The sequence below is a fragment of the Pantoea sp. X-Soil-ISGK-259 genome (assembly GCF_059730705.1).
The window spans coordinates 3844429-3866931 of record NZ_AP035986.1 but is presented as its reverse complement, the minus strand read 5'-3'; the positions used below and the strand labels follow the sequence as shown (position 1 = coordinate 3866931).

The 22503-nt window shown below is 55.8% G+C and carries 20 protein-coding genes; 10 read left to right on the top strand and 10 right to left on the bottom strand.

Annotation, left to right across the window (positions count from 1 at the left end; all coding sequences use genetic code 11):
* Window positions 1-43 precede the first annotated feature (43 nt).
* Entirely contained in the window at window positions 44-1519 is a 1476-nt protein-coding gene (ilvC, locus tag AC6I77_RS18410) for a ketol-acid reductoisomerase (RefSeq protein WP_008926354.1), read from the top strand.
* A 628-nt stretch (window positions 1520-2147) separates the two neighbouring features.
* On the opposite strand, the gene AC6I77_RS18405 is transcribed toward ilvC, so the two are convergent.
* From AC6I77_RS18405 to AC6I77_RS18395, 3 genes are all read right to left on the bottom strand, one after another.
* Complete coding sequence (locus AC6I77_RS18405; protein WP_003852017.1) at window positions 2148-3479, bottom strand: MFS transporter; 1332 nt, start codon at window positions 3477-3479, stop codon at window positions 2148-2150.
* Window positions 3480-3751: 272 nt separating this feature from the next.
* Window positions 3752-4771 carry an inner membrane protein YhjD gene (yhjD, locus tag AC6I77_RS18400; RefSeq protein ID WP_003852018.1) on the bottom strand — a complete coding sequence of 340 codons (1020 nt, stop codon included), beginning with the start codon at window positions 4769-4771 and terminating at the stop codon, window positions 3752-3754.
* Window positions 4772-4816: 45 nt separating this feature from the next.
* Window positions 4817-5716 carry a LysR family transcriptional regulator gene (locus AC6I77_RS18395; RefSeq protein ID WP_008926352.1) on the bottom strand — a complete coding sequence of 300 codons (900 nt, stop codon included), beginning with the start codon at window positions 5714-5716 and terminating at the stop codon, window positions 4817-4819.
* A 115-nt stretch (window positions 5717-5831) separates the two neighbouring features.
* Here AC6I77_RS18395 and AC6I77_RS18390 point away from each other — a divergent pair, with 115 nt between their 5' ends.
* A complete protein-coding gene (locus AC6I77_RS18390) occupies window positions 5832-6590 on the top strand; it encodes an SDR family NAD(P)-dependent oxidoreductase (RefSeq protein WP_008926351.1) in 759 nt (252 codons plus the stop codon).
* Between the two features lie 39 nt (window positions 6591-6629).
* On the opposite strand, the gene AC6I77_RS18385 is transcribed toward AC6I77_RS18390, so the two are convergent.
* Complete coding sequence (locus AC6I77_RS18385; RefSeq protein ID WP_110410923.1) at window positions 6630-7478, bottom strand: PhzF family phenazine biosynthesis protein; 849 nt, start codon at window positions 7476-7478, stop codon at window positions 6630-6632.
* Window positions 7479-7584: 106 nt separating this feature from the next.
* Here AC6I77_RS18385 and AC6I77_RS18380 point away from each other — a divergent pair, with 106 nt between their 5' ends.
* The gene (locus AC6I77_RS18380; RefSeq protein ID WP_003852022.1) at window positions 7585-8208 is read left to right on the top strand and encodes a glutathione S-transferase family protein; all 624 of its coding nucleotides are present in this window, start codon (window positions 7585-7587) and stop codon (window positions 8206-8208) included.
* Here the strand turns inward: AC6I77_RS18380 and AC6I77_RS18375 are convergent.
* Window positions 8175-9662 (bottom strand): aminotransferase-like domain-containing protein, encoded by a 1488-nt coding sequence (locus tag AC6I77_RS18375; RefSeq protein WP_078805091.1) that lies wholly within the window; start codon window positions 9660-9662, stop codon window positions 8175-8177. The two genes, AC6I77_RS18380 and AC6I77_RS18375, sit on opposite strands and share 34 nt — an antisense overlap.
* A gap of 134 nt (window positions 9663-9796) precedes the next feature.
* Here AC6I77_RS18375 and AC6I77_RS18370 point away from each other — a divergent pair, with 134 nt between their 5' ends.
* Window positions 9797-10384: a LysE family translocator gene (locus AC6I77_RS18370; protein WP_003852024.1), complete on the top strand. Its 588-nt coding sequence runs from the start codon at window positions 9797-9799 to the stop codon at window positions 10382-10384.
* On the opposite strand, the gene AC6I77_RS18365 is transcribed toward AC6I77_RS18370, so the two are convergent.
* From AC6I77_RS18365 to AC6I77_RS18355, 3 genes are all read right to left on the bottom strand, one after another.
* Window positions 10381-12765 (bottom strand): phosphoketolase family protein, encoded by a 2385-nt coding sequence (locus AC6I77_RS18365; RefSeq protein ID WP_140034139.1) that lies wholly within the window; start codon window positions 12763-12765, stop codon window positions 10381-10383. The genes AC6I77_RS18370 and AC6I77_RS18365 overlap by 4 nt on opposite strands.
* Window positions 12766-12891: 126 nt before the next feature.
* Window positions 12892-14505: a malate dehydrogenase (quinone) gene (gene mqo / locus AC6I77_RS18360; RefSeq protein ID WP_003852028.1), complete on the bottom strand. Its 1614-nt coding sequence runs from the start codon at window positions 14503-14505 to the stop codon at window positions 12892-12894.
* 511 nt (window positions 14506-15016) lie between these two features.
* Entirely contained in the window at window positions 15017-15472 is a 456-nt protein-coding gene (locus tag AC6I77_RS18355) for a carboxymuconolactone decarboxylase family protein (RefSeq protein WP_008926347.1), read from the bottom strand.
* Window positions 15473-15529: 57 nt separating this feature from the next.
* On the opposite strand from AC6I77_RS18355, the gene pdxR reads away from it, so the two are divergent.
* On the top strand, window positions 15530-16972 hold the full coding sequence (gene pdxR / locus AC6I77_RS18350; RefSeq protein ID WP_442844120.1) for a MocR-like pyridoxine biosynthesis transcription factor PdxR: 1443 nt from the start codon (window positions 15530-15532) through the stop codon (window positions 16970-16972).
* On the opposite strand, the gene AC6I77_RS18345 is transcribed toward pdxR, so the two are convergent.
* Window positions 16962-17204: a DUF1158 domain-containing protein gene (locus AC6I77_RS18345; RefSeq protein WP_078805093.1), complete on the bottom strand. Its 243-nt coding sequence runs from the start codon at window positions 17202-17204 to the stop codon at window positions 16962-16964. The two genes, pdxR and AC6I77_RS18345, sit on opposite strands and share 11 nt — an antisense overlap.
* 316 nt (window positions 17205-17520) lie before the next feature.
* Here AC6I77_RS18345 and mntP point away from each other — a divergent pair, with 316 nt between their 5' ends.
* The 3 genes from mntP to AC6I77_RS18330 all read left to right on the top strand — a co-directional run bounded on the left by mntP (window position 17521) and on the right by AC6I77_RS18330 (window position 19544).
* Entirely contained in the window at window positions 17521-18096 is a 576-nt protein-coding gene (gene mntP / locus AC6I77_RS18340; RefSeq protein ID WP_003852038.1) for a manganese efflux pump MntP, read from the top strand.
* 117 nt (window positions 18097-18213) lie between these two features.
* On the top strand, window positions 18214-18291 hold the full coding sequence (gene azuC / locus AC6I77_RS18335; RefSeq protein WP_123809971.1) for a stress response protein AzuC: 78 nt from the start codon (window positions 18214-18216) through the stop codon (window positions 18289-18291).
* A 437-nt stretch (window positions 18292-18728) separates the two neighbouring features.
* Window positions 18729-19544, top strand: coding sequence for a DUF4225 domain-containing protein (locus AC6I77_RS18330; protein WP_105099932.1), 816 nt, complete (start codon window positions 18729-18731; stop codon window positions 19542-19544).
* On the opposite strand, the gene AC6I77_RS18325 is transcribed toward AC6I77_RS18330, so the two are convergent.
* Window positions 19522-19851, bottom strand: coding sequence for a hypothetical protein (locus tag AC6I77_RS18325; RefSeq protein WP_003852044.1), 330 nt, complete (start codon window positions 19849-19851; stop codon window positions 19522-19524). The two genes, AC6I77_RS18330 and AC6I77_RS18325, sit on opposite strands and share 23 nt — an antisense overlap.
* Before the next feature lie 351 nt (window positions 19852-20202).
* On the opposite strand from AC6I77_RS18325, the gene AC6I77_RS18320 reads away from it, so the two are divergent.
* Both AC6I77_RS18320 and AC6I77_RS18315 read left to right on the top strand, forming a co-directional pair.
* Window positions 20203-21114 carry an alpha/beta fold hydrolase gene (locus tag AC6I77_RS18320; RefSeq protein WP_110410926.1) on the top strand — a complete coding sequence of 304 codons (912 nt, stop codon included), beginning with the start codon at window positions 20203-20205 and terminating at the stop codon, window positions 21112-21114.
* Entirely contained in the window at window positions 21107-22498 is a 1392-nt protein-coding gene (locus AC6I77_RS18315) for a hypothetical protein (protein WP_497817198.1), read from the top strand. Before AC6I77_RS18320 ends, AC6I77_RS18315 begins: the two co-directional genes overlap by 8 nt.
* Window positions 22499-22503: the final 5 nt, after the last annotated feature.

Below are 22503 nucleotides of genomic sequence, written 5' to 3'. Positions count from 1 at the left end.
GTTCCTGAACAAAAAAAGCAAACACAACCTTACTGGAGTACCCATGGCTAACTATTTCAACACATTGAACCTGCGCAACCAGCTGGCGCAATTAGGCAAATGCCGTTTCATGGCGCGTGATGAATTCGCGGATGGTGCCAGTTTCCTGAAAGGCAAAAAAGTCGTTATCGTTGGCTGTGGTGCGCAGGGCCTGAACCAGGGTCTGAACATGCGTGATTCCGGTCTGGACGTTGCTTATGCACTGCGTGCTGAAGCGATTGCGGAGAAACGCCCTTCATGGCGCAAAGCGACCGATAACGGTTTCAAAGTGGGTACTTACGAAGAGCTGATCCCGCAGGCTGACCTGGTGGTTAACCTGACGCCAGACAAGCAGCACTCTGCTGTAGTTCAGGCTGTTCAGCCGCTGATGAAAGATGGCGCTGCACTGGGCTACTCACACGGTTTCAACATCGTTGAAGTGGGCGAAAGCATCCGTAAAGACATCACTGTTGTGATGGTGGCGCCGAAGTGCCCGGGTACTGAAGTGCGTGAAGAGTACAAACGTGGCTTTGGTGTGCCGACGCTGATCGCGGTTCACCCTGAAAATGATCCAAAAGGCGAAGGCATGGCGATTGCTAAAGCCTGGGCAGCTGCGACTGGCGGCGATCGTGCTGGCGTGCTGGAATCCTCCTTCGTTGCAGAAGTGAAATCTGACCTGATGGGTGAGCAGACTATTCTGTGTGGCATGTTGCAGGCGGGTTCACTGCTCTGCTTCGACAAGCTGGTGGCTGAAGGTACCGATCCGGCTTACGCAGAAAAACTGATTCAGTTCGGCTGGGAAACCATCACCGAGTCACTGAAGTTTGGTGGCATCACCCTGATGATGGATCGTCTTTCTAACCCGGCGAAACTGCGCGCCTATGCGCTGTCAGAGCAGCTGAAAACCATCATGGCGCCGCTGTTCCAGAAGCACATGGATGACATCATCTCTGGTGAATTCTCTTCCGGTATGATGGCTGACTGGGCAAATGATGATAAAAACCTGCTGACCTGGCGTGAAGAGACCGGCCAGACCGCGTTCGAAACCGCCGCACAGTATGAAGGCAAAATTGAAGAGCAGGAGTACTACGACAAAGGTGTTGTGATGGTAGCGATGGTTAAAGCGGGCGTTGAGCTGGCGTTTGAAACCATGGTAGACGCCGGCATCATTGAAGAGTCTGCTTACTATGAATCACTGCATGAGCTGCCGCTGATCGCGAACACCATCGCCCGTAAGCGTCTGTATGAAATGAACGTGGTTATCTCTGATACTGCCGAATATGGTAACTACCTGTTCTCCTTCGCCGCAGTTCCGCTGCTGAAAGAGTTCATGACCACATTGCAGCCAGGCGATCTGGGTAAAGCGGTTGAAGGCACGCAGGTCGACAACGCGCAGCTGCGTGACGTTAACGAAGCCGTTCGCCAGCATCCGATTGAAACCGTTGGCCGCAAGCTGCGTGGCTACATGACCGACATGAAGCGTATCGCTGTCGCGGGCTAATAAACCTCTTCACCGTTTTCAGCAAAACAAACCCCGGCTCGCCGGGGTTTTTTATTTGTGAACAGTGCCTGGAAGGTTCGCTGTAGGAACGGTGCCTGCACTGCCTGCTTTGCTGTAAGATCGAGCCTGTACAGGCAATACGGTCAGATCGGAAAGACGCAAAACCCGCCATCCCTGGCGCGGGACGCTTTCCTCCTCTGCCCGTATTGCCAGTGCCCTCAAGCTTCTTCATTGCTGCCCGAATCACCCTGCCTCATTAGCACTATGCAAGATCTTCAAACTGACAGCTAACCTGCTTCAGGCGATGGGAGCATACGCCTGTAGCAAAGCATCGCGGGCCAGGGACAACAACGCCGGGAGCGTTTTTGAACAACGCAATGCGTTGGCCCGGCTACGGGCGCACCTCAGGGATGAGGTGCGTAATCGGCCGCGCTGAGCCTGCCAGGGATGGCGTCTTTTACGTCTTTGCTTCAGGCGTATGCGCCCTGAGCCTGCTACCTGACCTCAAGGCGACACTTTAAACCCTGCGGAGTAGATGTATGCTCCCTGAAACGCCCTTTATTTACTCAACCCAACCCATAAAAAAACCCGGCATCTGCCGGGTTTCACTGACCTTCATCCAACCGGATTACACGTCATAAAGCGTCTGGTGACGCGTCTCTTTACAGGCCAGCAACGCGATCAGCGTCAGTACTGCCATTGACGCAAGATACAGCCCCACCGCCTGCAAACCATAATGGGCATTTAGCCAGGTCGCAATATAAGGCGCAACGGAGGCACCCAGAATCGAGGAGAGGTTATAGGAGAACGATGCGCCGGTATAACGCACTTCAGTCGGGAACAGCTCCGGCAGCAGCGCGCCCATCGGGCCAAACGTCAGCCCCATAATGCTCAGACCCAGCAGCAGAAACGCCATCACCAGCGCCTGTGAACCTGAACCAAGCATTGCCGGGAACAGGAACGAAAACCCGATAATCATCAGCGTAATGGTAATCATCGTCTTGCGACGACCAAAACGGTCAGCCAGCAAACCAGCAATCGGTACCATCACCCCAAAGCCAATCACCGCCAGCATCAGCATCCACAGCATACTGTTACGCGGAATGCCCAGACCCGCCGGTGCTGCCGTGGTGCCATAACTCATCGAATAGACGGTCATGATATAGAACAGCGTATAGGTCGCCAGCATGATAAAAGTGCCGAGAATCGTGGCGGTCAGATGCTTGCTCAGCAGCGCCGCAATCGGCACCCGAACCTGCTTCTTCTCTTTCTGCACTTTGGCAAACACCGGACTCTCATGCAGCGAAACGCGCACATACAGACCAACCAGCACCAGCACGGCAGAGAGAATAAACGGCACGCGCCAGCCCCACTGCATAAACTGCTCGTCGGTCAGCAGCCATGAAAGCAGCAGGAAAGTCCCGTTAGCGAAGAAAAAGCCAATCGGCGCACCCAGCTGAGGGAACGAACCGTAAAGCGCACGCTTCTTCGCTGGCGCATTTTCCGTCGCCAGCAGCGCCGCACCACCCCATTCTCCACCCAGCCCCAGTCCCTGACCAAAACGCGCCAGCGCCAGCAGCAGCGGCGCCATCACGCCAATCGTCTCATAGCTGGGTAGCAGACCAATCACCACGGTGGAAATACCCATGGTCAGCAGCGAGGCAACCAGCGTGGCTTTACGCCCGACGCGATCGCCAAAGTGACCAAACACCGCTGAGCCAATCGGACGCGCGATAAAGGCGATAGCGAAAGTGGCCAGCGACTGTAGCGTTGCGACCGTGGCATCACCCTGCGGGAAGAAAATGTGCGGGAAAACAATTACCGCAGCCGTGGCATAAATATAAAAGTCGAAGAATTCGATGGCCGTACCGACCAGCGAGGCAATTACCACTTTACTGCGTGAGTTAACCGGCGTGGGATCCTGCTGTTTGTCGAGTGTGTCTGTGAGGGAGGCTTGCATAACTGTTTCTTATTTGTAAATACAGATAAAGAATCTTACGCATCTGCCAGGGCGCATTCAATGATGAAAACCCGCGCCGCGTCTGGCTTCAGAGGGCAAAAAGAGGATAATTTCTGTGGTGCTGTGAATACCGGGTGATACCGGGGTAAACCGGACGATATATGGCGGGATACTCTAAGAAAGGGCTAAATAAAAGTGACCCCTCAGCTATTCATCCTGTTATCTGATTAAAAAATAGCCGAGGGGAAATATTTTCCGCTGTTGTTAACGGATTACGATGATTTGTGTCGTGACGCGCTGCCCGCTTCAGGCATCTGTGGGTCGTCTTTATATTTGGCAGTGGCGATCCACGCTGCACAGAACAGCGTCAGACGAGCGAAGAAGTAGAAGAATGCCATCAGGCCGAGCACTGAACCAAAGGCGGCACCGGAAGGCGAGGTCGCCATCTTCGGCAGTGTCAGCGTCATCACAAACTTAATCACCTCAAAGCCGATTGCCGCCAGCAGTGTCCCGCGGAACAACGCTTTCTTACGCGGCTTATGACGCGGCAGGATCCAGAAAATCCACAGGAACAGCAGATAGTTCGCCATAACGGAAATCGAGGTGGCGATAATGGTCAGGGCAGGCCGCAACCAGTCAATGCCATCCAGGCCCAGCGCACTGACGATAGAGGCCTGCGCAGAGCCGGCTACCGAGGTCAGCGACAGCGTAATCACCAGCGCCAGCATCAGACCCGCCAGCGACAGCAGATCGCGAATATAACGCTTCCAGATCTTCTCCTTGTCATCCGGTTTGCGTTCCCATACGTCGCGCGACTGGGCACGAATCGCTTCACGCAGGTTACCCATCCAGTTAAGGCCGGAGTAGAGCGCCAGCAGTAAACCGGTAATCCCCACGGTGGCACGCTGCTGAATCGCGGTATTCACAGTATTTTTCAGCGTGGTTGCCAGTGTCGGGTCGCTGATGCTGCTGACGATTTTGTTGATGATATCGGTCAGCAAATCCGGATTCGATGCCAGCACAAAACCCACGGCGGCGAACGACACCATCAGAATGGGAATCAGCGATAAAAACGAAAAATAGGTAATCGCCGCGCCAAACTGGCTGCCGAGCCGATCGTTAAAGCGGTCAAGGGCGCGAATGAAATGCGCCACCGCCGGAATAGCCTGAAACCAGGTGGCGAAACGCGACACGCGAACAATAGATTCATCTACGGTGTGGTTGCCGGTTTTAATATCGATAAGCGGCTTTTGTGGCTGCAAATCCTGCGGATTTTCCTGCTTGTCTGTCATAGACCTTCACTGTCCTGTTTATCATTAAAATCAAAGTATAGCCGCTCAGGTGACGTACTCCTGTAACACCTGACTCAGCCACTCCATAAATACCCGCACGCGACGTGCCACATTGCGCCGGTGCGGATAGAGCAGATGGATCGGCATCGGCCTGGCGGGAAAGCGATGCAGCACTTCCACCAGCTCACCCCTTTCCAGCAATGTCTGAATGCCGGCGGCAGGCACCTGAATAATCCCTAAGCCCGCCAGGCAGGCGGCGCGATAGGTTTCGGTGCTGTTCACCGTCACCACGCCGCCGGTATGAACGTAATGGCACTGCCTGCCATCAAAATATTCAAATCCGGGTGATGCCTGACCGAGCTGCTGGCTGTAATGCACCATCGCATGCTGCGACAGCTCTTCCAGCCGGATTGGCATGCCGAACCGCGAAAGGTAGCCAGGGCTGGCGCAGTTAATCAAGGTATGGGTACCAATTTTTCGCGCAATCAGCCCCGAATCTTTGAGTTCGCCAACCCGAAGGACACAATCAAACCCTTCGCGGATCACATCCACCTGACGATCGCTGCTACTCAGCTCAATCTCTATGCCGGGATAGTGCTGCAAAAATTCGGGCAGCCGTGGCAGGATAAAACCGGTGGCCATCGCCACCGACATATCCACCCGGAGTTTACCGCTGAGCGAGGCGGGTTCGTGCTGAAACAGGCTGTCCATATCGTCAATCATCGACAATAAATCAAGACAGCGATCGTAATAGACTAATCCATCCTGGGTGAGTTGCACCCGGCGCGTGGTGCGATGCAACAAACGTGTTGCCATTTGATTCTCCAGCGCCTGGATCTGCCGGGATACACTGCCTTTCGGCACACCTAAACTTTCTGCTGCGCGGGTAAAACTGCCCATTTCTGCCACCCGCACGAAGACCTGCATTGCGTGAATTTTGTCCATGTTGTTCACCGATTGTTGTTTTTATTGAAACAGTGATGCGCGTTTACCCCTGTTTATAGATCAATAATTCGCGAATATCCTTAACCCGTGTTCAATTTTTCAACAGGTGTGAGCGATGAATCAGAAAGTGGCGTTAATTACCGGTGGAAACCGTGGGTTAGGCCGGAATGGAGCCTTAAAACTGGCTGCCAGAGGCACCGATATCATTCTGACGTACCGCAGCCATGCCGATGAGGCGCAGGCGGTCGTAAAGGAAATTGCGGCGATGGGGAGGCGCGCCGTGGCGCTGGCACTGGATGTCGGCGAAACCGGTCAGTTCGACCGCTTTGTTGGAGAGGTGAAACAGGCACTCCAGCAGCAATGGCAACGGGAGCGATTTGACTATTTAGTGAACAACGCGGGTCATGGACACTACAAGCCGTTTACCGACACCACCGAGGCGGAATTTGATGCGCTGGTCAATGTGCATTTTAAAGGGCCTTACTTTCTCACTCAGAAGCTGCTGCCGCTGATCAATGACGGTGGCCGCATCCTGAACATCTCCAGCGGGCTGACCCGACTGGTCTACCCTGGCTCCTCGACCTATGCGTCGATGAAAGGGGCGATGGAAGTCCTGACGCGCTACCAGGCGAAAGAGCTGGGCGAACGGCGCATTCGCGTCAATATTCTGGCACCTGGCGCGATAGAGACTGACTTTGGTGGTGGCCGGGTGCGTGATACCCGCGAGATTAACGATCAGATTGCCGGACTGACGGCGCTGGGTCGGGTCGGACTGCCGGATGATATCGGCGACGCCATCAGCGCGATCCTCAGTGACGAAACCGGCTGGATCACCGCGCAGCGGATTGAGGCTTCAGGCGGGCAGGGGATTTAACCGCGGGCGGCGTCGTTGAAAACACGACGCCGCCGCTTTTCACAGCGTAATAGTGCCGTCGATGACGGTAACCGTATTGCCGCCAATCCAGATGGTCTCACCAGCGAAAGATACGTTCACCCGGCCTGCACGCTGCAGGGCCGTTCCCTGGCGAACGCGATAGGCGGTGGTATGGCCTGCGGCTGCGAAGTAACGCGCCAGACAGGCGTTGGCGCTGCCGGTCACCGGATCCTCGGTCAGGCTGCCATTTTCTACCAGCAGGCCACGCACTTCATACTGCTCAGGCTCGCCCTCAGGCAACCGGCCAAACGGCATCACTCCCGAAACACCCGCATGCTTAACCAGACGCTGCAAATCGCTGACATTGGGCTGCAGCGCCAGCACAGCGTCGGCACTGACCATCGGTACCAGCAGCCAGCGAATCCCCATATCGACCACCGTCGGGCTTTGCGTCAGATCGAACGCGTCGCTGTTTAAAGCGTTCCCCATCAGCGCATCCTGCCACGGCATCAGGGTGGCCGCCGGCGCGGCAAATGCCAGTTCGCCCGCCTCACCTATCTTCACCGTCACGTTTCCGACGCCACACTCCTGCACGATTTCACCCGGCGTTCGGGTAGGCCAGCCCGCCTCCAGCAGCACATGTGCGGTGCCCAGCGTCGGATGACCGGCAAACGGCAGTTCGCCTTCCACGGTAAAAATACGCACCCGATAATCCGCCTCTTCGTGCTGCGGCGGCAGCACAAAGGTAGTTTCCGACAGGTTCGTCCAGCGGGCAATTGCCGCCAGCTGGCTGTCGTTTAGCCCCTGAGCATCCATGATCACCGCCAGCGGATTGCCATTAAAGGCGGACGAGGTAAACACATCGACTTGCTTAAACGCGACCTTCATTGTGACTCCTTGCTCTGGGTTCAGTGTGGCCTTTTCTCTGCCGGATGATTGCTTATAACAGCTAACAGCGTTATCAATAAGTTAAAGATTTTACCGGAGACTCTGAATGCTAACGATCCTGGGACGCGCCTCCTCAATCAACGTGCGCAAAGTACTATGGCTGTGTGACGAACTTGACCTTGATTTTGAGCGCGAAGAGTGGGGCGATGGCTTCCGCTCAACCCACCTACCCGAATTCATGGCACTGAATCCCAATGCGATGGTGCCGGTTCTGAAAGATGATGACTTTGTGTTGTGGGAATCCAATACCATTCTGCGCTATCTGGCGAACGCCTATGGCGGCGAGTGGCTCTATCCTCATGATCCGCAAACGCGAGCGCCTGTCGATCAGTGGATAGACTGGCAAGCTACCGAACTCAACACCTCATGGCGCTACGCATTTATGTCGCTGGTGCGAAACTCCCCGGCTCATCAGGATCCGCGTCTGCTGGCTGCGGCCAGTAAAGGCTGGGCGCACACTATGAGCATTCTCAATCAGCAGCTGGAAAAAACCGGCCGCTATGTTGCCGGACGTAATTTCACGCTGGCAGACATTCCGATTGGCCTGGCGGTGAACCGCTGGTTTGAGACCCCGCTCGACCATCCCGATTACCCTGCGGTGCGGACTTATTACGAGCGCCTGACTGAACGTCGCGGCTATACCGTCTGGGGCCGCAACGGTACACCCTGAGCCTCACCGCACGGTATTCCTGCCAGCTCACAGGCGATTTCGCCTGCACGCTGAATCGCCCGGCTGTAGCGCGCATCAAACGGATAGCAGCAGGAGAGTCGCAGCGCATGGTTGTAGCGCTCGCTCAGTGAGTAGAGTGCGCCAGGCGTAACGCAAATTTGCTCCTGCAGCAGCCGATCAAACATCTCGGTGGTATTCACGCCGCCCGGTAGCTCAACCCAGAAAACGAAGCCACCGCGCGGCAGTGTTGCGCGCGTGCCTTCCGGGAAGTAGCGGGCGATAAGACCCCGCGCCTCATCCAGATTAGCTGCATAGCGACGGCGCAGCGTGCGCAGATGGTGGTCGTAACCGCCGGAAGCCAGAAACTCCGCCAGCGTTTCGGAGAGCAGGGCAGATTCAGCCATTGAGGAGACCGCTTTCAGTCGGGCAATCGCATCATGAAAACGGCCTGCGGCGGTCCAGCCAATACGAAAATCGGGTGCCACGGTTTTGGTGAAACTGGTGCAGTAGATCACCCAGCCATCGCGATCGAAGGCTTTCACGGCGGGTGAGAGCGGCCAGTCGAACTGCAACTCGTCATACAGCCCATCTTCTATCAGCGGAACGTGGTAAGTATTCACTAACTTTGCCAGCCGTTTCTTATTCTCCAGGGACATACCGCAGCCCAGCGGGTTCTGCGCGCTCGGCATCGCAATCAGCGCCTTGATACGCTGCTCCTGCAGCAGCATCTCCAGCGCATCCAGTGACAGCCCATGCTGCGGATCGGTGGGGATTTCCAGTGCTTTCAGACCGAGCGAGGCCAGAAGCGGAAAGAGGAAAAAGTAGGTAGGCGACTCCAGCCCGACGCAGTCGCCGGGCTGCGTGACTGCTCTGAGCGCCAGCTGAAGCGCCTCCATGCAGCCGTGGGTCAGGGTGATCTCATCGGCGGTAATTGTCTGTCCGGCGTGCAGCGCCCGTCGCGCTATCTCCTCCCGTAAGCGCTCACTACCGGGCGGAAGCGCATAGCGACCAATCATGTTGGGATCACGACGTAACAATGAGGCGGTAATCCGGGCGATGCGTGCCGCCGGGAAAAGCTCACTGTCCTGCGGGCAGGCCAGCGAAATATTGGTGTAGTCGGGATGATTCTGCGCCGCAAACACCTTATCGATCAGGTCGAGTTTACCGCTGCTGGGATCGCGTACCCGGGTCTTATGCTGACCGTGGCGGGTGACGGCAGGCAACACGCCGCGCACGTAATAGCCCGACTGCGGACGCGCCTCAATCAGCCCGCGATCTTCCAGCATCTGCCAGGCATTCAGCACGGTATTGACGCTGACCTGATGTGACTGCGCAACACGGCGGATCGCCGGCAGGCGTTTACCGGGTTTCAGCGTTCCCTGATGGATGGCTTCAGCGAAGCTCTCTGCCAGCTGCTGATAGAGGGGTTGTTCGGTCGTGGGAGCAAGGGACACAATAGCCTCCGGCCTGAATGGGTACAATTTCTGTTAACGATAACTGTAACCATAACAATAGTGATTTTGTGTCCCTGTTACCATCTCTTTCCCCGCCGTAGCATAGAACTCTGTCTACCTTCAGGAGAGTCACCATGCTTGATCCCTCTTTCTTCAGTTACGTTACCGTGATGTCAATTACGCCAGGCCCGAACAATCTGCTGCTGGCGACCTCCGGGGTCAATTTTGGCATGCGGCGCACTCTGCCAATGGTGTTCGGTATTCTGGTGGGCTGTGCGGTGCAGACGGTGATTGCCGGGATGGCGCTGGAGGTGTTATTGCACTGGATGGCGGCGATTCGCCTGCCGCTGACGCTGGCAGGCTGTACTTATCTGATGTGGTTATCCTGGAAAATTTTTCGCGCTGCCGCACCCGAAGCGCGCACCCGTCCTCAGCCAATGACGATAGTGGGCGGCGCCTGCTTCCAGGCGATCAATCCCAAGGCCTGGCTGATGGCCACCAACGTCGCGCTGCTCTATAGCGGCAGCAGCGGCGTCCTGACGGTGATGATCGGCTTTATGCTGCTCAATCTGCCCTGCATCCTGATCTGGGCAGCACTGGGCGATCGCCTGCGCAGCCATCTGCAGATTGCCTGGAAGCGCCAGCTGTTTAACAGCCTGATGGCGCTGTCGCTGGTGGCGACCACCGTCTGGATGCTGACCGACGCGCTGCTGGCCGCTTAATCGGGCGCACCCGGTGCAGTGGCCGACGGCCATTTCCAGTTCTGCACCTCCGGTAAATCTTCGCCATGCTCACGGACATAGCGATGATGTTCCGCCAGACGCTGCTGTAAATCCTCCAGCAGCTCAGGATGCGCGTCGGCCAGGCCCGGCACGCGCAGAATCGCCTCCTGCGCCAGATGATAGCGGTCAAGCTCGTTCAGTACCGTCATATCAAATGGCGTGGTGGTGGTTCCCTCTTCGTTAAAGCCGCGCACATGGAAGTTGCGGTGGTTGGTTCGGGAATAGGTCAGGCGATGTATCAGCGTCGGATAGCCGTGGAAAGCAAAAATCACCGGTTTATCCTGGGTAAACAGCGCGTCGAACTCCGCATCAGATTTGCCATGCGGATGCTGATCTTCCGGCTGCAGTGCCAGTAGATCGACCACGTTCACCACGCGGATGCGCAGTTCAGGCAGCATCTCACGCAGCAGATCGACCGCCGCCATCGTCTCCATAGTTGGGACATCACCGGCGCAGGCCATCACCACATCTGGCTGGTCATGTGCCGGCGTGGTGCCCGCCCAGCGCCACTCGCCCATACCCGCTTCACAATGGGTCACGGCACTGGCCATATCCAGCCACTGCGGCGCAGGCTGTTTGCCCGCCACAATCACATTGATGCGGTCCCAGGTGCGCAGGCAGTGATCGCCCACCCAAAGCAGCGTATTGGCATCGGGCGGCAGATAGATGCGCACGATGTCTGCTTTCTTGTTGGCAACATGATCGATAAAGCCCGGATCCTGATGACTGTAGCCATTGTGGTCCTGACGCCAGACGTGCGAAGAGAGCAGGTAATTCAGCGACGAAATCGGTTTACGCCAGCCCAGCTTGCGCGTCACTTTCAGCCACTTAGCGTGCTGGTTAAACATCGAATCGACGATGTGAATAAAAGCTTCATAGCAGTTGAACAGCCCGTGGCGGCCGGTCAGCAGATAGCCTTCAAGCCAGCCCTGACACTGATGCTCACTGAGGATTTCCATCACCCGGCCATCCCGCGCCAGCTGCTCATCGTACGGCTCTATTCGTTCCAGCCAGGTGCGGCTGGTCACGTCAAAGACCGGCGTCAGACGGTTAGAGGCCGTTTCATCCGGGCCAAACAGGCGGAAATTATCGCGGTTACGCTGGAACAACACGCTGAGATAGCGCCCCAGATGCTCTGTGGCCTGCGCTATCTCTGTGCCTGGCTCGCTGATATCGCAGGCAAACTCCGCGATGTCAGGTGCATCCAGCTCACGGCGCAGCAGGCCGCCATTGGCATATGGCGAAGCCCCCATGCGTTTATCGCCTTCCGGTGCCAGCGCCTGCAGTTCCGGCTTCAGGCGACCCTGTTCATCAAACAGATCGTCGGGCTGATAGCTCCGCATCCACGTTTCAAGGATCTGGCGATGACCTTCATCTTCACGACAGGCCGCGACCGGCACCTGATGCGCCCGCCAGAAATCCTCCACTTTCTTGCCGTCGACCGTTTCAGGGCCGGTCCAGCCTTTGGGGCTACGCAGGATAATCATCGGCCAGCGCGGCACGTCGTTGCTGGCGTTGCCGCTGCGCGCCTCACGCTGATACGCAGCGATCTTACTGAAGGCGGTATCCAGCGTCTCCGCCATCAGCGGATGCATTTTTTCCGGTTCATGCCCGCAGACAAACAGCGGCTCATAGCCGTAGCCGCTGAATAGCTGGTGCAGATCCTCATCGCTGCTGCGGCCCAGTAGCGTCGGGTTAGCAATCTTGTATCCGTTAAGATGCAGAATCGGCAGCACTGCGCCGTCACGTTCAGGATTGAGGAATTTGATGCCGTGCCAGCTGGAGGCCAGCGGCCCGGTCTCCGCTTCGCCGTCGCCAATCACGCACGGCACCACCAGATCGGGATTATCGAAGGCCGCACCAAAGGCATGAGAGAGCGAATAGCCCAGCTCGCCGCCTTCATTAATTGAGCCCGGCGTTTCCGGTGCCGCGTGGCTGGGAATGCCGCCAGGGAAGGAAAACTGTTTAAACAGGCGCTGCATACCCGCCGCATCCTGCGAGATGTGCGGATAAATCTCACTATAGCTGCCCTCCAGCCAGGTATTCGCCACCATGCCGGGACCGCCGTGGCCTGGCCCGCAGATATAGATCATATCCAGGTTCTGTTTGCGGATAACACGGTTGAGGTGGGCATAGATAAAATTCAGACCTGGCGTGGTGCCCCAGTGACCCAGCAGACGCGGTTTAATATGTTCCGGCCTGAGTGGCTCGCGCAACAGCGGGTTATCCATCAGGTAAATCTGTCCAACTGAGAGATAGTTCGCTGCCCGCCAGTAGCGGTCGAGCAGGGTAAATTCGGGTGACGCAGGGGAGTAAGACATGCGGGTTCCTCCTGATCGTTCGGCTAAAAGATGCCTTAACCCTAATAGAGAATCCTCAGGACGACCAGGCAACCGCCCAATAAAAAAGGCCCCGCTATGCGGAGCCTTTTTATCAACGGCACTGTATTACTTGCCGACGACGAACGCGGTTTCCCGTCCTTCATCGTTGGCCGCCATCGGCGTAACCGGCGAATAGTCGAGCTGCAGAACACGACTGGTCTCGGCTAACACTTTTTCTGTCAGCGCCACGTCGCCATTAAGCTTACGTCCCCAGGAGGGGACCACCGCACGGATTTTGTTCTGCCATTCCGGTGAAGCCATTTGCTCAGGACAGACCTTGTGCAGCAGCTCCAGCATGATGGGTGCCGCCGTTGAGGCGCCTGGCGAGGCACCCAGCAGAGCGGAAATCGTACCATCCTGCGAGGCGACCACTTCGGTGCCCAGACGCAACACGGCGCCCTCTTTCTCATCTTTCTTGATGATCTGCACACGCTGACCCGCTGTGACAAGGCGCCAGTCTTCCTGCTTCGCCTGCGGCACATAAGCACGCAGCGCCTCCATCCGGTCGCTGTCGCTTTGCAATACCTGATCCATGAGGTATTTCACCAGATCGAAGCTTTTCAGCCCCACTTTAACCATTGGCAACATATTGCTGCTGTTCAGGGACGTGAACATATCCATCAACGAACCCTGTTTCAGGAACCGGGTCGAGAAGGTGGCGAACGGGCCAAATAGCAGCACCTGCTTGCCATCCAGCACGCGGGTGTCAACGTGCGGCACGGACATCGGCGGCGCACCGACGCTGGCTTTGCCGTAAACCTTAGCCATGTGTTGCGCGACGACCTGCGGGTTTTCCGTGACCAGGAATGAACCGCCCACCGGGAAACCGGCGTAACCATTCGCTTCCGGGATACCGGCTTTCTGCAGCAGCGGTAACGCCGCGCCACCCGCACCAATAAAGATTTTGCTCGCCGTCAGCGTGCGACGCGTGCCGCTGTTCAGACACTGCAGCGTCACCTGCCAGCGACCATCGGCAAGCTTTTTGAGATCCCGCACTTCCTGACGCAGACGCAGCTGGAAATTCGCTTTCTTCTCTAACGAGGCGATCAGCTGACGGGTGATCTCACCGAAGTTCACATCGGTGCCCATCTCTGTCCAGGTCGCGGCCACTTTCTGGCGACGGTCACGGCCATTCATTACCAGCGGGATCCAGCGGGCAATCTGCTGCGGATCTTCGGAGTAGGCCATGCCGCGGAACAGAGTGCTTTTCTGCAACGCTTTGAAGCGCTTGCGCAGGAAGTCGACATTGTCGTCGCCCCAGACAAAGCTCATGTGCGGCGTGCTATGAATAAAGCTTTTGGGATTGCGCAGGTTGCCTTTCTGAACCTGATAAGCCCAGAACTGGCGGGAAATCTGAAACGATTCGTTGATCGTTATCGCTTTAGAGATGTCGATGCTGCCATCCGCCTGCTGAGGCGTATAGTTCAGCTCCGCCAGCGCCGCATGACCGGTGCCCGCGTTATTCCAGCCGTTGGAGGATTCTTCGGCCACGCTATCGAGCCGCTCCACCATTTCGATGGACCAGTCCGGCTCTAAATCCTGCAGCCATGCACCGAGGGTAGCGCTCATCACACCAGCACCAATCAGCAGCACGTCAACGTCTTTGCGCTCCTGCGCAGTAGTGGTGTCCTTTGCCATGGCACTCATCGCGAGCGCAAGGTTTACAGCTGAATTGCTCATGAGGCGACATCTCCTCTTCTGTTGACCTGAAGCCCAACAGTTTCGCAGGCGAAATAGTCACGCTTCTTACGAGCGCGTTGCGCTATTTCTCAAAGGTTAAGTCTCAGGTATAGGGTTAAAGCGGTGATAACGCGTTAACTGAACGTTATGCTTAGTCATCCGAATATAACATTCTCGCATCTGAATTAAACATTAGTTTATTTTTTAAATGCAGAAATGATTCAGCATAAGAATTAATCATCACGATGCGCGGCGTATTAGTGATTTTTTAGAGTGAAGTCAGTGAGTTAACTAAAAGCGGATGTTGCGGAAAAGCCCCATACTGGTGCAGTGCCGGAAAGGATGTGAACAGTGCGGAATTATTTAATTAGCTGAAATTTAGCGATTTATTGCGCAGTAAGGAATAACAGGAATCAGAATGGCAGGGCCTTAACAGCCGCTTGTGTAAAAATAATGTTACATTTTTGTGAGTGTGAAAATGCGTGCGCATCGGCCCACGCATCGGATTCACCTATGACTGATTCGCGCTGGCAGGCAGCTTTTTCAGACTTATCGCCATGCGGTTATAGGTGTTCATCAGGCCAATCGCGATGTTCAGATCGACAATCTCTTTCTCACTGAACTCGGCTGTCAGTGCCGCATAGCAGGCGTCTGGCGCACCCTGCTGAGCAATCAGCGTCAGGCATTCAGCCCAGTGGAGAGCGGCCTTCTCTTTCTCACTGAACAGCGTCCCCGATTCATGCCAGACCGGGGTTAGCACGATCTTATCCCAGCTCATACCCGATTTATTCAGCGCTTTAGTATGCATATCAATGCAGTAGGCGCAGCCGTTAATCTGGGAAATGCGCAGGAACAGCAGTTCCAGTAAAGTGAGTGGCAGATCGGTTTGTGCCAGATAACTGTATACGCCGCCCAGCGCTTTCATGCCTGCCGGTGCTGCAAGGTGAAAATCGATACGTTCGCTCATCTTATTGCCTCCTGGGATTGATGAGGTGATTTTCGGCCTTTCAATGGAGCAGATAAAGTGCCAAAAAATGAGAGTCTGACTGGCCCATCGCCGCTTTCTACGCTGACACTGCAACGCGGTGCATCACGGGGGCTAAGCGAGCAGCTGCGACTGCTGATTGAACAGGCGATTAGTGAAGGGCGTTTACAGCCTGGTACGCGTTTACCTTCCTGCCGCGATCTGGCGGCGCAGCTCGGCGTGGCACGTGGCACCGTGCGTGCCAGCTATGACATGCTGGTTGATGGACAGTTTCTGCAGGCCAGAGGCGCAGCAGGCACCTTCGTCAGTCCATTACCACCGTTAAAACCGGCCGGCAATGATGCCAACTGCAAGTCACTCCATCCTGATGGAATTGAAGAGTATGAAGCGCCACCGCTGACCTTTCAGATGGGCATTCCGGCCAGCGATGCGTTTCCGGCAAAAGTCTGGCTGCGCATCCTGCAGCGTCAGACGCGCATGCAGGTCAGCAGACCGGCGAGTTATCCCGATCCACGCGGCAGCTTAGCGCTGCGTCAGGCGCTGGTGGCCTACCTCGCGGTGGCACGCGGCCTGCGCTGTCAGGCGGATCAGATCATTATCACCAGCGGTTATGCGGGCGCGATGGGCCTGATTGGGCTGGCGATGAATTTTCAGGGCAAAAAGGCCTGGCTGGAGGACCCCGGATTCTGGGTGGCACGTCGCGCGGTTGAAGCGCTACACGTCACGCCGGTTGCCGTGCCGGTTGATGCCGAAGGGTTGCAGGTGGCGACCGGGATTGCCCGCGCGCCGGATGCCGCTTTCGCGCTGGTCACACCGGGACAGCAGGCGCCGCTGGGCATGACCATGAGCCTGGTACGCCGTCATGAATTGCTGAACTGGGCCAGCCGGGAGCAGCGCTGGATTATCGAAGATGATTATCTCGGCGAGCTTCAGCCCGGTAATCGCGCGGCCCCTGCTCTCGCCGCGCTCGACAGTGAAGGGCGGGTGCTGCACATCGGCACCTTCAGCAAGACGCTGACGCCGCAACTGCGGCTCGGTTTTATGGTGGTTCCGCCGGCGCTGACGGCGCGCTTCGGTGAGGTCTGCGCGTTGCTTTCGCCTGCATCCTCAGGGTTGTTACACAACGCGGTGGCGGAGTTTCTGCGGGACGGACACTTTATGCGGCATCTGCGGCGCATGAAGCGCGTTTATCATGAGCGACTGGAGCAGATGATCGCGGCGCTCCATCCTTACTTTCCCGACCTGCAACGCGCCGGGCTGGCGGTGATTGTCCGCTTACCCGCCGGTACTCTGGATGAGGCCATTGCGCAGCAGGCGGTGGAGTGGGGCATGGCCCCCTCGCCGCTGTCGGTCTGGTATCAGCAGGCCGGGCAGCGCGGTGCGGGTCTGGTACTGGGTGCGGCACATCTGCCGCGTGAAGGTTACGCGCGCAGCGCTGAACGGCTAAAAGCGCTGGTCGATGCGCAGGCGGTCAGCCCCTGAACCAGCGACGCCAGACAAAGCGGATAACAAAAAACTCTATGGCGCCCAGTAGCAAAAACCAGACGCAAAACACCACTGTGTAGAGCTGATTCAGATCCTGTAAATGGAACATCTGCAACAGATGCTGCGCCACCGTCACGCTAAAAGCGGGCGCGGGCAGCAGCAGCGCCGAGAGAAAGCCCAGCAGCAAAATGCCACCAGGCACAACCAACGTTTCAAAAGGGTTATTCATAACCGGTATCCCATATTTATCAGCCCGGCATTTTCCGGTAATCGGCGACAGGGTTCAATGGTGGTGTGCCGCAATACGCCCACATGGCGTAGTGCAGGGCAGGGAAAACGGCCAGAAAATGCTTTGCCACCATCGACTTAGCGCCATTCATAGCGAATGATAAGAGTTATAGCCTTTGCTATACTTAAATCCCTGATTTTACTGTCTTTTTATCTTGAGGTTTGCGTGGTAGACTGCGCCCACTTTTTCATAACTGAACACTTTGTGTGGTGAATTCAGCGTGAATTGCCGCTTTTTCGCCCCAGGTGAATAAATCATGACCTTTATTGCCACTTTAATTCTTGCGCTGGGTATGTCGATGGACGCGTTTGCCGCTGCGCTGGGCAAAGGTGCCACATTGCATCGTCCTGGTTTTAAAGAAGCGCTGCGTACCGGTCTGATCTTCGGCTCTATTGAAGCGCTGACCCCACTGATTGGCTGGGCACTTGGTCTGGCGGCCAGTCGTTACATCATGGCGTGGGATCACTGGGTTGCCTTCACCCTGCTGGCCTTTCTGGGTGGCCGTATGATGATGGAAGGTTTTCGTCAGACAGCCGTCGCAGAACCTTGTGAAGCCCCGCAAAGTCATGGCTTTATGGTCCTGGCGACCACTGCCGTCGCGACCAGCCTGGATGCACTGGCGGTCGGCGTTGGTCTGGCCTTTTTACAGGTGAATATCATCACCACCGCGCTGACCATTGGTGCCGCCACCACAGTGATGGCGACGACCGGCGTATTAGTCGGACGCTTTATCGGTCCGGTACTGGGCAAATGGGCGGAAGTACTGGGTGGCGTGGTGTTAATCGCCGTCGGCTCCACCATTCTGTTGCAGCATCTTGGCTACACCGCCTAGGGCCTTTGCACATAAAAGCGGTATTTTTGTGATCTGCTTCAAATTTATTTGCTGTTAAAACGCACAGCGGCTATACTTTTTCAGTATATGTTCAACTAAATTTGAATCAGGCATTTTATGAAACGCATCATTAAACACGTGTTCCGCGCTTATGTTGAGACGTTCAAACACGTACCGCCGGGTGCCATGTACTAAGCACCCCGCAAGAAACCCTCGATAATCGCGGTCAGGGATCGACCTGTGATTATCACCTTTTGCTTTTGCTTTCTTCTGAGTAAACCCGCGTTTTGCACTTCCTGGTGCGTCTAATCTGCTTCTGCCACTCTTCTTGTTGTCTTTCCGCTAAAAACACTTTCTGGCGACAAAATGACGCCTTTGCAGCCGTGCGTTATGTGCTGGTTGTAATTCCTTGTTTATGTAACCTGGTTTTCGATTTCATGCTGATTGTCTCTGCGTCAACGTGAGAATCATGGCAAAAGTGTCATGATTTAGTGCCGCTCTAAATTGTAAATTTTTTCTGATAGGTCATCCTTTAATATGCTATCTCATGTAGCTTAATTCTGTCGTAATCGACGGCTTATAGCTGAATATATGAGGTCTTATCGGCGATATAATGTTCAGGGAGAATATAAATGGATGCAGCATTGCTCGATATGATGCGCTCAGGCCGAAATAAGCACTGGGCTGAAACAATGATTAATCTTGAGGCCAGAAAGCTGATCAATACGGCTAATCATGTGTCCTCGGCCCATCTTTCAAATGGCATGACTCAGGTAAAGTTCGTTCAGGAGATTAGAGATCTCATTGAGAAGGAATTTGCCGCTGCACGACGTGCAAAATCTGACGAAGAGTGCGTGGCATGTATTAGAAATTTGCGGATAGAAATGGAAAACCTTCAGGAGCAGGACAGAATGCTGCGCATGAAAGCTGCGAAACTCTACGCCAAAGTGGAGTTTGTTAAGGAAAACAATAATATCGTTGGGTATGTGATTTCTGCTGTAAATGTTGTTATGGCCGGTGCCGAAATAGCTACTGGCCTAACCCTTATAGGTTCTATGACGCCTATGGGTATTCTGGCCGGTGCAGTGCTGGTTATTGACGGCGCTAACGGCATAAGCAAAGAATTTTCGAACTACGTTATGGGTATAAAAAACACCGAAGGTTTAGTGGCTGATGCTGCCATGTCTTCCGCTCAATTTATGGGGTTCAGTCCAAACAGCGGGCTGGCAGTCTATAAATCAGTCTCGCTGGTCGCAAATGCTTATACCGTATTTGGCCTCTTCAGGCGCCCCGGAACCTGGCGTTTATTCAGATACATGCCATCCGATTATTTCCGAAAAGTTAACACAATGAGCCGCGCCAAACTCACAATGCACATAGTCGGTTATGGTGTTACGGCCAAAGTCATATTTGACCTTATATCTGTTAAGGGCGCTGTTCAGAATTAGTTGTTAATTTACGATAGCGCCATGCCTTATAGGCAAGTGTTGCTGGCGTTAGATACCATATAAAAGGTAATACAATTGCAAGTGTACCTGTGAGCGTGATGCTGGTATCTGAGGATGCCAGCACTAACGTGAGAACGAGAATGGCTAAGGCAACGATAGTAATCCACTTTGCAGCAATAAAGCGGTTAGCAAGGTCATGGATAACCGAATCCAGAGAGCCGCCATAGTTAGCAATGTTGTTTTTAAGCTTCTGAAGATCTGCATAGTTAAAGCCGGAATCCAGCAGCGCCTTTTCGTTCAATTTCATAGACTTTTATCCTTAAAATTACCTGTGTAGCTTAAATAACTTTACCTGATAATGGCACTAAAAATCCCGCAAAGGGCACTCTTTCTGATAACTACTCTTTATGTCTGATATCCAGCTCTAAAGCGCGAAGCACTCGTAAACAGGATTATGCAGCAATGCGCTACTTGCCATCTGCAATATAGTGTACGGTCGGGGTCATGTTGTCCGCAAAACAGCAAGCGACGCTACACAGCAAATTTTGCCATTCTCTAAGAAATTACCTCTTACGCCAAACCTTCAACCCACCATTAACCCGCCTTCAACCCAATCCCGTCCTACACTGAATTATCCTCCCCAAATCAGGAGCAGCGGATGATCCAGAAGCATCGACGAAAACAGGCAGCGATTGTGGCAGGCGTGGGATTAGGTGTAGCGGCTACGCTTTGGGGTATGAAACGCTGGCAGCAACTGAAGCAGACGCCGCCGGTGTTGCCGCGCAGTCACCACGCCGGGCTGGCGGGTTATTTCCAGCAGGTGGGCGACTGGCGCATGTTTACGCGTGTCACACCTAATGAGGATCAGGGACTGCCGGTGGTGCTGATTCACGGGCTGGTGATGTCGGGCCGGGCGATGGAGCCGCTGGCGCTGGCACTGGGCCGCGACTATCACGTGCTGGTGCCGGATCTGCCCGGTTTTGGGGCCAGCACGCTGCCACCTTCCGCACCCATCATGACGGTGGATCAGCAGGCTGATGCGCTCTGGCTCTGGCTGCAGCACAACGGGTTTCAGCGTGCCATCTGGGTGGGCAATGCGTTTGGCTGCCAGATTCTGGCTGCGCTGGCGGTGAAATATCCGCAGGCGGTAGCGGGGCTGGTCTTGCAAGGGCCGACGGTGGATCGCCATGCGCGCAGTCTGACACGCCAGTTCTGGCGCAACTGGCGCAATCGTGGTCTGGAGGCGCATCGCTCGCCGGGTTCGCTGGCGTGCATCGACTACGCCAAGGCCGGGCTATGGCGCGCGTTCGGCACATTACGCGTCATGATGCGCGACCATATTGAGCATCGCCTCACTTACATCAACGCGCCAACGCTGCTGCTGCGTGGCTCGCGTGATCCAGTCTGCCCGGCACGCTGGCTGGATGAGCTCGCCGCGCTGATGCCGCGCAGCGAACGTCTGACGCTGCGCGATGGTACCCACACGCTGCACTACGTCTATCCGTGGAGTTTCTGCAACGCCATCCGCCCGTTCGTGGCGCGCATTCAGCAGGAGAATCAGCATGAGTAAACCGCCCAAGGGCATCGCCCGTTTTGACTCTGCTGCCGCCATGCTTCTGGCGCTTGCAAATGCGCTTCACGATCGTCCCTTCGCCAGTCCGAGCCAGTCACCGACGCTTGACCGGTTACTGCCCTCGCTGAATCGTCTGCCGACCGGGCTACGTGAGTGGGGTTATGCGCTGGGCGGCATGGCAGAAGGCATCAGCCTGCGCCAGGCGGGTGAGCTGGATATAGAAGGCATTGCTGAATGGATGGTGAGTGAGTACCCACAGCAGGATTATCCGGCGGCCTTTATCGGTTCGTCGAACGGCGCGCTGGTGCATCTGGCGTCGGCAATGAACGTGCCCTGGCTGCCGCAGACGTTTCTCTGTCCGGTGCGCGCCGCCAGTAACGATCCGGATGATGCAGAAGCGAATTTCGAGCAAGGTAAAGAGGTGGCCGCCGCGCTGCTGGCTGCCTGGCCACGGCTGGCGGTTCACCACATGCACGACCCGAATCAGGATCGCCTGATGCTCGACCAGATGCGCTATTTCCGGCTGAAACTGCGCGAACTGCCGCTGGCTTTTAACGAATTCCTGATGGGCAGTCTGCCCGCCGGTTCCACACTGTTTATCAATCACTGCACCCAGCAATGGCCGGTAACGCGCACCAGCGATCGCTCTTTCTTTCAGTTTGGTGCGCCGGGCGGAGCCAGCGAAAAAGAGTTTATGCAGGGCGGTCCGCGCGTAGCGGAATATCTGGCACGTTACGGCGTGGATCGTGAGCGCTGGACGCCGCCAGCCATTACCGACCGGGTGCCGGAAGCGGAGTGGGGGCTGGATGGTTATCTGATCGCACCGCTGAAAAAGCTTGCCGAAGCGCAGAGCTGGAAGCTGATGGAGATTCGCTACGAGAATCCGGAAGCAATGAGTTATGTGGTGGCGGAGATCTACCGCGACTGGTATCTGGCGGCGGGAATCTTACCGACCCGGCTGACGGTGGACAGTTTCCTGCTGATGGATCCGTGGTGTACGCAGCAGCAGCAGTCGATTCCGTTCTGGCTGAGCTTTAGCAGCGAATCCTCGGCATTAGCGCTGCAACGTTTCCTGGAAAAACAGCCGCCATTCCGTAACATCGATATGATGCTCTTTTCTCATGGTACCGACAGTATCGGGCTAGCGGAGATTGATCGCTGGCTGGCGCTGCTGTCCCATGCGCGTGACGAGGGAGTTTTAATTGGTGTGGATGAAGCCCGCTACCCGCGTGACTTCGCGACGTTTGCCCGCTTCGACTCGGCGCTGCGTGAACGGGCACCGCTGTTGCCACCGCCGCCTCCGCTTAATTCAGAGAAGGTGATGGCAGGTATTAAACGTTACGGTGCAAAACATGGCGTCACGCTGACGGCGCTGACGTAGCCGCC

What these genes read in the sequence shown, in the direction of transcription:
- AC6I77_RS18395 (WP_008926352.1), bottom strand. Translation starts at nt 5,716, where the DNA reads ATGGACAAAATTCACGCAATGCAGGTCTTCGTGCGGGTGGCAGAAATG.
- AC6I77_RS18345 (WP_078805093.1), bottom strand. Translation starts at nt 17,204, where the DNA reads ATGAATAACCCTTTTGAAACGTTGGTTGTGCCTGGTGGCATTTTGCTG.
- AC6I77_RS18385 (WP_110410923.1), bottom strand. Translation starts at nt 7,478, where the DNA reads ATGAAGGTCGCGTTTAAGCAAGTCGATGTGTTTACCTCGTCCGCCTTT.
- AC6I77_RS18390 (WP_008926351.1), top strand. Translation starts at nt 5,832, where the DNA reads ATGAATCAGAAAGTGGCGTTAATTACCGGTGGAAACCGTGGGTTAGGC.
- mntP (WP_003852038.1), top strand. Translation starts at nt 17,521, where the DNA reads ATGACCTTTATTGCCACTTTAATTCTTGCGCTGGGTATGTCGATGGAC.
- AC6I77_RS18380 (WP_003852022.1), top strand. Translation starts at nt 7,585, where the DNA reads ATGCTAACGATCCTGGGACGCGCCTCCTCAATCAACGTGCGCAAAGTA.
- AC6I77_RS18370 (WP_003852024.1), top strand. Translation starts at nt 9,797, where the DNA reads ATGCTTGATCCCTCTTTCTTCAGTTACGTTACCGTGATGTCAATTACG.
- AC6I77_RS18330 (WP_105099932.1), top strand. Translation starts at nt 18,729, where the DNA reads ATGGATGCAGCATTGCTCGATATGATGCGCTCAGGCCGAAATAAGCAC.
- ilvC (WP_008926354.1), top strand. Translation starts at nt 44, where the DNA reads ATGGCTAACTATTTCAACACATTGAACCTGCGCAACCAGCTGGCGCAA.
- AC6I77_RS18325 (WP_003852044.1), bottom strand. Translation starts at nt 19,851, where the DNA reads ATGAAATTGAACGAAAAGGCGCTGCTGGATTCCGGCTTTAACTATGCA.
- azuC (WP_123809971.1), top strand. Translation starts at nt 18,214, where the DNA reads ATGAAACGCATCATTAAACACGTGTTCCGCGCTTATGTTGAGACGTTC.
- AC6I77_RS18355 (WP_008926347.1), bottom strand. Translation starts at nt 15,472, where the DNA reads ATGAGCGAACGTATCGATTTTCACCTTGCAGCACCGGCAGGCATGAAA.
- yhjD (WP_003852018.1), bottom strand. Translation starts at nt 4,771, where the DNA reads ATGACAGACAAGCAGGAAAATCCGCAGGATTTGCAGCCACAAAAGCCG.
- AC6I77_RS18405 (WP_003852017.1), bottom strand. Translation starts at nt 3,479, where the DNA reads ATGCAAGCCTCCCTCACAGACACACTCGACAAACAGCAGGATCCCACG.
- mqo (WP_003852028.1), bottom strand. Translation starts at nt 14,505, where the DNA reads ATGAGCAATTCAGCTGTAAACCTTGCGCTCGCGATGAGTGCCATGGCA.
- AC6I77_RS18320 (WP_110410926.1), top strand. Translation starts at nt 20,203, where the DNA reads ATGATCCAGAAGCATCGACGAAAACAGGCAGCGATTGTGGCAGGCGTG.
- AC6I77_RS18315 (WP_497817198.1), top strand. Translation starts at nt 21,107, where the DNA reads ATGAGTAAACCGCCCAAGGGCATCGCCCGTTTTGACTCTGCTGCCGCC.
- AC6I77_RS18365 (WP_140034139.1), bottom strand. Translation starts at nt 12,765, where the DNA reads ATGTCTTACTCCCCTGCGTCACCCGAATTTACCCTGCTCGACCGCTAC.